Source organism: Pseudomonas sp. IPO3778, assembly GCF_013386825.1.
In the GTDB taxonomy this organism is placed as follows: Bacteria; Pseudomonadota; Gammaproteobacteria; order Pseudomonadales; family Pseudomonadaceae; genus Aquipseudomonas.
This window is the reverse complement of the sequence record NZ_JACARC010000023.1, coordinates 104,928-111,407: the sequence shown is the minus strand read 5'-3', so window position 1 is coordinate 111,407 and position 6,480 is coordinate 104,928. Positions and strand designations below refer to the sequence as shown.

The window sequence follows — 6,480 nt, the reverse complement described above, 5'->3', positions numbered from 1 at the left end:
GACGGGCCGTCGCGGCGGCCCGCGGAGCCGGGCCGGAGTGCGGGCATGCCGAGCCTAGGCGAGGCACCGAGTGGTGGGGCAAAGACCTTTTGGTTACTTTTGGGGCGTTTGCCAAAAGTGACCCGCTGTAAGAGCGGAACCCTAAGTCGCCGTTACCTAAATAACGGATATGCCCCCCAAAGCCGTCAGTACCCGCTACTACCGTAATCCACCTGAAACACAAAACCCTGCACCCGCTCCACGCCAGTGTCCAACCGCCCGTCGGCATGCAACCGCAGCCAGCGATACCCGGGCGCCTGCTCACTCACCTTGAAATCCTCACTGCCGGGAGCAAACTGAATACAGGTAGACGGCGACGCCAACAACCGCACCCCGTTACGCTCCCGGTCAATTTCCTGATGAACATGCCCCCAAAGCACCCCCCGCACCTGCGGAAACCGATCCAGCACCGCGAACAGCGCCTCAGGATTACGCAAACCAATAGGCTCCATCCAAGCACACCCGATGGACACCGGATGATGGTGAAAACACACCAGATGATGCCGAGTCGGCGCCTCACTCAACGATTGCGCCAGCAGTTGCAGTTGCTGGTCCTGCAAATACCCCGGCACCGAGCCCGGCACCGCTGAGTCCAGCAGGGTGATCCGCCAGTTGCCCACGTCCACCACCGGCTCCAGCAAGGCGCTGTTGATCGCCGCTTGCTGCATCACCTGCGGCTCATCGTGGTTCCCCGGAATCCAGCGCGCCGGTGCGTGAATCTGCCGGGTCATGTCACGGAACGCCTGATAGGACTCCAGCGTGCCGTCCTGGGACAAATCCCCGGTGGCCAACACCAGGTCAATCTGCGGCTGCTGCGCCAGCACCGTTTCGATGACCCGTTGCAGGCTGTCGCGGGTTTTCATGCCCAGCAGCCCGCCGTCCGCCTCGGCAAACAGGTGACTGTCGGACAACTGCACCAGCAACGCCGAAGCGTCAGGGTTCAAGGCGGATACGCTCGGCAAGGCGGTCTCCCAGGGCGTGATCACAGGAATGGACATTTGAGGCGATTATGCTGGGGCAGGACACAAAGAAGAAACCCGTGAAGCGGACGCAGTTCACATCTATCGAACGACTTCGAACTCGTGGCCCAAAGCAAGGCAGTGGCTCAACCATTCACCGAGGAACACATTGAGCTGTGCTTTCTCATCGGGCTGGTGCATGAACACATTGGGGTAAGGATAGATGCTGCGAAAGCGTCGTGCATGTTCAGCGCTGATCACTTCGGCCATGCGCGCGTCGTGGTACACCTGCACTTCCAGCTGCGGCACCGGCAGCCACGGCAGGCTGTGTTCCTGGCGCACCCGCAGGGTGGTGGTGTACGGGCAGTTCACGATCACTTCCAGGGTCAGCACGCCCAGCATCTGGTCCCCGTGGGTTACGGCGATGCGCCGCGCCTCGGGGGTGTGGCGCATGTCCGGCAGCAGCCGCATCAGCCGTGCATAGTTGGCCTCGCAGGCTGCTTGCAGCCCGATCAGGTCAACCCGATATCGCTCCCGTGCCTTTACTGCCATAACCCCCTCACTTCCGCGCGATTAAGCGCAAGCCATTGCAGGGCAATAATGCTCGCTGCGTTGGAAATTTTACCGTCACGTACCGCTTGCAGGGCATCTTCAAAGGCCCAGACGGTGACGCGGATATCTTCGGCTTCCTCTTCCAGTCCATGGACGCCACCGGCCCCGGCGCTTTCGCAACGGCCCAGGAACAAGTGGACAAATTCGGTGCTGCCACCCGGCGACGGAAAGTACTTTGTGATCGGCCAGAGTGCGGAGAATGTAAGGCCAGCTTCCTCTTCGGCTTCGCGGTGTGCAACCTCCTCCGGTTGCTCATCCTTGTCGATCAGGCCGGCGACCATTTCGATCAGCCACGGGTTGTCGGTACGGCCCATGGCGCCTACACGAAACTGCTCGATCAGCACCACTTCATCGCGCTGCGGGTCGTAGGGCAGCACGCACACGGCGTCGTGACGAACAAAGACTTCGCGATTGAGCTCACGGCTCATGCCGCCATCAAACTTCTCGTGCCGCAACTTCAGCCGATCCAGTTTGTAGAAGCCCTTGTAGGCATTGTCGCGCTGAACAATCTCGACCTTGCTCGGCGTCGATTTCGCTGTGTCCGTCATATCAACCCTCGTTTTTTTGCCTTGCGGTATCGAGGCTGCCCTCGACATCGCGCCATCCTAACGCGCTCGCGCCCCTTGATGCAGCCCCTTTCCGGTTGCCGGGATAGACGGCGGGCGTCAAACTCACTCTAATCAGCTTAGTGGCGAACTGACTGCCCTGTCGGGAGTCGAAGCTCCACATTTTCACCTTTCCTCGATTTATGAAGGACACACATGTCGCTTTTAAAAATCGCCTCCGTGGCCTGTATCGCCTTGACCCTGGGTGCTTGCCAGAGCCTGTTCCAGCCCAGCTATCTCAAGCCGCTGGACACCACCGCCGACGCCTCGGAGCAGATCAAATCCGGCTGCAACAGCCCGGATTGCCCGCTGGTCAACATCGACACCGTGCACTTCCCGTCCGAGCCGCAGTTGGACCAGATCGTCGAGCAGCGCCTGCTGCAGATGGCCCGCACCTCGCCTGGCCAGGCCATGCCCGCCACCCTGAATGCCTACCGCGACAAGTTTTTGCGTGAGTCCCCAGACCGCAACAGCATGTACTTGCAGGCCAAGGTACGTGAGCAGCATGACGGACTGGTGATCGTCGAAGTCTCCAGTTACTTGGACACCGGCACCGCCCACGGCGAGCCGGGCCGCGGCTTCATCAACTATTCACGCCTGCTGCACAAAGAGCTGAGCCTGACCGACATGCTGTTGCCGGGCCAGGAAGAGGCGTTCTGGAAGACTGCGAAAGTCGCCCACAACAACTGGCTGATCAACTCCCAGATGGACCGCGACCCGGAGTTCGTGAAGAACTGGCCGTTCCAGAAAACCCCGAATGTGGCGCTGACCAGCAATGGGGTGGTGCTCAAGTACAACGTGACCACCATCGCCCCGTACGCATTGGGGCTGATCGAAATGACCATCCCCTATGCGCGCCTGACCGGCGTGATCAAGCCTGAGCTGGTGCCCGCACGCCACTGAAGGCCCGGCCCAGAATGAAGTGCAACAGCCCTGCCAGCACCAGCGCCGGCAGGGTTGCGCCGACATCCGGGTACAGATTCGCCAGCACGTGATAGGTACTGATGCCACCCAGCCAGGCCAACAGCGCCGGCCAACGCAGGTTGGCAGCAACCCCATGGCCACGGCGGCGCAGGATAAAGTGATCCACCAGCACCACGCCGAACAGCGGCGCGAACACCGAGCCGATCAGCAGCAGGAAGTTCTGGTACTGCGCCAACGGTGCGAAGCAGGCGATCAGCGTGCAGATGACGCCGATGGCCAACGCCAGGTGCTCGACCTTCAAGCGCAACAGAATCCCGCTGGACACCGCCGCCGAATGAATATCAGCGAAGGCGTTTTCTGATTCATCCAGCAGAATCAGCAGCAGCGGAATCCCCAGGCCAGCCCCGGCCAACGCGAGCAGCAAGGCGTTCACTTCACCGCTCGGCGCGAACGCCAGGGTGTAGGCCACGCCCAGGCTCATCAGCCAGAAGTTACCGATAAAGAAGCCCAGTGCCGTACCGCCGAACACGCTTTTCGCGCGTTTGCCAAAGCGCGAGTAGTCGGCAATCAGCGGTAGCCAGGACAACGGCATGGCGATGGCGATATCAAAACCCACGGCAAATGGCATCGAACCGTCACCGCCCTGGGCCCAAAGTGCAGCCAGGTCGGCCTTGGCGAACAGGTTCCAGGTCAGCCACAGGCAGGCCGCCAGCAGCAGCCAGATGCCCCACTTGCGCAGGATCTGCCGCACAAAGGTCAGCGGGCCGCTGACGGCGAGCAAGGTCGCGAGGGCGCCGAATACCAGGGTCCAGAACAGCGGGTTGGCCAGCAGGCTGCCTTCGCTGAACGCGCGGGTGCCCAGCAGGCTGGCCGCATCGCGCATCACGATGATTTCGAACGAACCCCAGCCGATCAGCTGCAGCAGGTTCAGCAACGCCGGCACGCTGGCGCCCTTGGCGCCGAGGCTGAGTTTGAGGGCAGCCATGGAGGACAGGCCGGTGTCACTGCCGATCACACCGACGGCGGCCAGCAACAGCACGCCGACCAGCGTGCCAAGGAAGATCGCCAGCAACGAGCCGGACAGGCCCAGGCCCGGCGCCAACAGCGCGCCGGTTTGCAGGACCATCAGGCCGATGCCCAGGGAGAACCACAGGGAAAAGAGATCGCGGGCGCCGAAGACGCGTTTGTCGGCGGGCACCGCGATGTCTGGGGAATAGGTGCTGGGTTGAATGCTCAAGGGTGTTATCTCAGGGGGACACTATTATTTGAATCAGGAAAGCCCCCTGTGGCGAGGGAGCTTGCTCCCGCTGGGTGGCGAAGCCGCCCCAAAACCTGCAACTGATGAGTGTCAGTCAAGACACCGATCCAGATTCCGGGAGCGCTGCGCACTCCAGCGGGAGCAAGCTCCCTCGCCACAGGTTCTGATTCAGACCTTTTTGTACAGCTGACTACCTTCCTGCTTGAACCGCTCCGCCTGCTCCGCCAGTCCCTTGGCCACGTCCACATCCACCGCTTCAATGCGCTGGTTGGCCGCGTACTCACGCACTTCCTGGGTGATTTTCATCGAGCAGAATTTAGGCCCGCACATCGAGCAGAAATGCGCGACCTTCGCCGAGTCCTTCGGCAGGGTTTCATCGTGGTACGAACGCGCGGTATCCGGGTCCAGGCCCAGGTTGAACTGGTCTTCCCAACGGAATTCAAAGCGCGCCTTGCTCAAGGCGTTGTCACGAATCTGTGCCCCCGGATGCCCCTTGGCCAAGTCCGCCGCATGCGCCGCAATCTTGTAGGTGATGATCCCGGTCTTCACGTCATCCTTGTTCGGCAGGCCCAAGTGCTCTTTCGGCGTGACGTAGCAGAGCATCGCGCAACCGAACCAGCCGATCATCGCCGCACCAATACCCGAGGTGATGTGGTCGTAGCCCGGCGCGATGTCGGTGGTCAGTGGGCCGAGGGTGTAGAACGGCGCCTCGTCGCAGCATTCCAGCTGCTTGTCCATGTTCTCCTTGATCAACTGCATCGGCACGTGGCCCGGGCCTTCGATCATGGTCTGCACGTCGTGCTTCCAGGCGATCTTGGTCAGCTCGCCGAGGGTTTCCAGCTCACCGAATTGCGCGGCGTCGTTGGCGTCGGCAATCGAACCCGGACGCAGGCCATCTCCCAGCGAGAAGCTGACGTCGTAGGCCTTCATGATTTCGCAGATTTCGTCGAAATGGGTGTAGGTGAAGTTCTCTTTGTGGTGCGCCAGGCACCACTTGGCCATGATCGAACCGCCACGGGACACGATGCCGGTGACGCGCTTGGCGGTCAGCGGTACATAGCGCAGCAATACGCCGGCGTGGATGGTGAAATAGTCGACGCCCTGTTCGGCCTGTTCGATCAGGGTGTCGCGGAACAGCTCCCAGGTCAGGTCTTCAGCGGCGCCGCCGACTTTTTCCAGGGCCTGGTAGATCGGCACGGTACCGATCGGCACCGGCGAGTTGCGGATGATCCACTCGCGGGTTTCATGGATGTGTTTGCCGGTGGACAGGTCCATCACCGTGTCCGAACCCCAGCGAATGCCCCAGGTCAGTTTCGCCACTTCCTCTTCGATGGACGAACCCAGGGCGCTGTTGCCGATGTTGCCGTTGATCTTCACCAGGAAGTTACGGCCGATGATCATCGGTTCCAGTTCGGTGTGGTTGATGTTGGCCGGGATAATCGCGCGGCCGCGGGCGATTTCTTCACGCACAAATTCCGGCGTGATGATTTTCGGCACACTGGCGCCGAAGCTGTGGCCGGCGTGTTGCTGGTCCAGCAGGCCGGCGGAGCGCGTCTCTTCCAGCTTCATGTTTTCGCGGATGGCGACGTATTCCATCTCGGCGGTGATGATGCCTTGGCGGGCGTAGTGCATTTGCGTGACGTTGGCCCCGGCCTTGGCGCGGCGCGGGTTTTTCACGTGGGCGAAACGCAGTGCGGTCAGCTCGGCATCGCTCAGGCGCTGTTGCCCAAAGTGCGAGCTCAAGCCCGACAGGCGCTCGGTGTCGCCACGGGATTCGATCCATGGCGAGCGCACATCCCCCAGGCCTTTGCGCACGTCGATGATCACATTCGGGTCGGTGTACGGGCCGGAAGTGTCGTAGACCACCACCGGCGCGTTGATTTCGCCGCCGAAGTCGGTGGGGGTCACGTCGAGGCTGACTTCGCGCATGGGCACGCGGATATCCGGACGGGTGCCCTGGACGTAGATTTTTTGCGAGCGGGTAAACGGCTGCACGGAACCGGAGTCGACCTTGGCCGATTCACTTAAATGCACGGTGTTTTTTAGTTTTGTAGTCATCACGGGCTCTCCAACTATCCAGGCG

Annotated in this window: 6 protein-coding genes; 1 reads left to right on the top strand and 5 read right to left on the bottom strand. The window is 61.4% G+C overall.

Translation table 11 applies throughout. The features are described 5' to 3' along the window. Positions 1-185 precede the first annotated feature (185 nt). The 3 genes from cpdA to HX855_RS10820 form a co-directional block, all read right to left on the bottom strand. A complete protein-coding gene (gene cpdA / locus HX855_RS10830; RefSeq protein WP_177086335.1) occupies positions 186-1,001 on the bottom strand; it encodes a 3',5'-cyclic-AMP phosphodiesterase in 816 nt (271 codons plus the stop codon). A gap of 99 nt (positions 1,002-1,100) precedes the next feature. Further along, positions 1,101-1,550 (bottom strand): DUF1249 domain-containing protein, encoded by a 450-nt coding sequence (locus HX855_RS10825; RefSeq protein ID WP_003209507.1) that lies wholly within the window; start codon positions 1,548-1,550, stop codon positions 1,101-1,103. Then, positions 1,541-2,158, bottom strand: coding sequence for an NUDIX domain-containing protein (locus HX855_RS10820; RefSeq protein ID WP_003209505.1), 618 nt, complete (start codon positions 2,156-2,158; stop codon positions 1,541-1,543). The genes HX855_RS10825 and HX855_RS10820 overlap by 10 nt, the downstream gene beginning before the upstream one ends. A 213-nt stretch (positions 2,159-2,371) precedes the next feature. Here HX855_RS10820 and HX855_RS10815 point away from each other — a divergent pair, with 213 nt between their 5' ends. Continuing rightward, positions 2,372-3,118, top strand: coding sequence for an RsiV family protein (locus HX855_RS10815; protein WP_177086328.1), 747 nt, complete (start codon positions 2,372-2,374; stop codon positions 3,116-3,118). Here the strand turns inward: HX855_RS10815 and cytX are convergent. Both cytX and thiC read right to left on the bottom strand, forming a co-directional pair. Then, positions 3,087-4,376: a putative hydroxymethylpyrimidine transporter CytX gene (gene cytX, locus HX855_RS10810; RefSeq protein WP_177086326.1), complete on the bottom strand. Its 1,290-nt coding sequence runs from the start codon at positions 4,374-4,376 to the stop codon at positions 3,087-3,089. The genes HX855_RS10815 and cytX overlap by 32 nt on opposite strands. A 189-nt stretch (positions 4,377-4,565) precedes the next feature. Next, positions 4,566-6,455, bottom strand: a complete 1,890-nt coding sequence (thiC, locus tag HX855_RS10805; protein WP_177086323.1) for a phosphomethylpyrimidine synthase ThiC — start codon at positions 6,453-6,455, stop codon at positions 4,566-4,568. Between the last annotated feature and the right edge of the window lie 25 nt (positions 6,456-6,480).

Coding starts and splice junctions, on each gene's coding strand:
- HX855_RS10820 (WP_003209505.1), bottom strand. CDS start 2,158: ATGACGGACACAGCGAAATCGACGCCGAGCAAGGTCGAGATTGTTCAG.
- HX855_RS10815 (WP_177086328.1), top strand. CDS start 2,372: ATGTCGCTTTTAAAAATCGCCTCCGTGGCCTGTATCGCCTTGACCCTG.
- HX855_RS10825 (WP_003209507.1), bottom strand. CDS start 1,550: ATGGCAGTAAAGGCACGGGAGCGATATCGGGTTGACCTGATCGGGCTG.
- thiC (WP_177086323.1), bottom strand. CDS start 6,455: ATGACTACAAAACTAAAAAACACCGTGCATTTAAGTGAATCGGCCAAG.